The sequence below is a fragment of the candidate division WOR-1 bacterium RIFOXYB2_FULL_36_35 genome (genome assembly GCA_001771505.1).
Lineage (GTDB): Bacteria > Margulisbacteria > WOR-1 > XYC2-FULL-46-14 > XYC2-FULL-37-10 > XYB2-FULL-36-35.
In genome coordinates this window covers 1-1,568 of record MEUA01000048.1, presented here as the reverse complement: position 1 = coordinate 1,568, position 1,568 = coordinate 1, and the positions used below count along the sequence as shown (strand labels likewise).

Here is a 1,568-nt window from a genome sequence, read left to right as displayed (position 1 = left end):
ATAAGAGTTGAACATCTTTGCGTTCAACAATTTCAGGCACATGAAAAGAGATAACCTTTCTGCTAAACATAAATCCTCCTGGCATATTATTATTGTTGAAAAACCTTGAAAATTTCACCACGATTATTCACGGTGAACTCAGAAATCAACCCCAATTCGTGTTATAATTATATATGAGCAGGCTGGACGATCGCCCCGATACGCTTACGCTATCGAGGGAGGAAAGTCCGGACTCCTAGGGCAATGGTGGCTGCTAACGGCAGCCGGTTTCGGTTTTCCGAAATTAGGGAAAGTGGCACAGAAAATATACAGCCCAACTTAACTCTAAAGGTTAAGAGGCGATAGGTGAAAATGGGAGGTAAGAGCTCCCACATGACAGCTAGGTAACTAGCGGTGCGTTAAACCCCACCCGGAGCAAGGTCAAATAGAGAAAGCACTAGCCCGTGCGTTATGATCTCGAGTAGACCGCAAAGATCTTTGCAGCAATGTAAAGGCAAGATAGATGATCGTCGCCTTAGGCTTTGCCTAGGGTACAGGATCCGGCTTATAGGCCTGCCCCCACACCAACTTCGGAGAAGGTGTATCTTTTTTGATAGATTATCAGATCGTTAGAAAGATAATCGATAAAGAAGATTTTTCTAATGAAGTTGGTGTGGGGGCGAGCCCACTAATAGGACTGAAAGTATTATGTTTTATGTTTATGTTTTAAAAAGTCTAAAAGACAATAACTTATATATTGGTTCAACCAACAACCTTGAAAGAAGAATCAAAGAACACAATGATGGCAAAAGTATTTCCAAAAAAAGCAGAATTCCCTTTGAGCTAATCTACTATGAAGCCTATAAAGCAGAAAGCGATGCAAGAAAACGAGAACATAATCTAAAATTACGAAGCCGAGCTCATGCACAACTCAAAAAGAGGATTGAAGGAAGTTTGAAAAGTTAGAGTAATCCTTATTTAATATTTTTCAAATACTCAAATAGTCACTTTTTTAAAAAGGCCGATAAGCGCGGTTTGTGCTAAAATATGCCCCTTCATGCTATCTTCGACATCTTCCTTTGTTGGAAAGTTCGGCATATTTAAAATCAAAAAAGTATCTAAAGCATAAAGTTTATAATAATAATGGTGTACTTTACCAGAAGAAGGGCAAGGAGGGACATAGCCTGTTTCTTCTAAAGAATTTTTACCAAAAAGACACCCTTTTGGTAATTTCCCCTCTTCTATATGCCTTATGTCTTTTGGTATGTTATAAGCAATAAAATGGACAAATGTCCCGCTTGGGGCATCGGGATCATCCACAATAAGAACAAAAGTTTTAGTTTCTTCAGGAACATTTTCAAAGACAAGAGGAGGGTTTCCCCTCTCGCCTAAATAGGTATATTCGTAAGGGATATAATCATTATTTTTAAATGCAGAGCTTTTTAATATGAGATCCCCTTTTGACGAAGCAAATCCAATCCCCATTACCAAAAAAGAGAAAAACAACATACAAATTACAATTGCAAAATACAAACTACAAATTACCATATCCTTATCCACACACCACAAGTTTTTTGTGAATGGAATAA

General features: G+C 38.1%; 2 protein-coding genes, 1 other RNA gene and 1 pseudogene (1 of these 4 running past the window's edge). 2 read left to right on the top strand and 2 right to left on the bottom strand.

Annotated elements, in window-relative coordinates:
• Nucleotides 1-70, bottom strand: a pseudogene (locus A2290_07650) (hypothetical protein) (it extends 344 nt beyond the left edge of the window).
• A 104-nt stretch (nt 71-174) separates the two neighbouring features.
• Between A2290_07650 and rnpB the strand changes: the two are divergent.
• Nucleotides 175-563: RNase P RNA component class A (gene rnpB / locus A2290_07645), an RNA gene on the top strand.
• A gap of 124 nt (nt 564-687) precedes the next feature.
• On the top strand, nt 688-945 hold the full coding sequence (locus tag A2290_07640; protein OGC13731.1) for a hypothetical protein: 258 nt from the start codon (nt 688-690) through the stop codon (nt 943-945).
• A gap of 30 nt (nt 946-975) precedes the next feature.
• Here A2290_07640 and A2290_07635 read toward each other — a convergent pair whose 3' ends face one another.
• Nucleotides 976-1,464, bottom strand: coding sequence for a hypothetical protein (locus A2290_07635; GenBank protein OGC13763.1), 489 nt, complete (start codon nt 1,462-1,464; stop codon nt 976-978).
• Between the last annotated feature and the right edge of the window lie 104 nt (nt 1,465-1,568).

What these genes read in the sequence shown, in the direction of transcription:
- A2290_07640 (OGC13731.1), top strand. Translation starts at nt 688, where the DNA reads ATGTTTTATGTTTATGTTTTAAAAAGTCTAAAAGACAATAACTTATAT.
- A2290_07635 (OGC13763.1), bottom strand. Translation starts at nt 1,464, where the DNA reads ATGGGGATTGGATTTGCTTCGTCAAAAGGGGATCTCATATTAAAAAGC.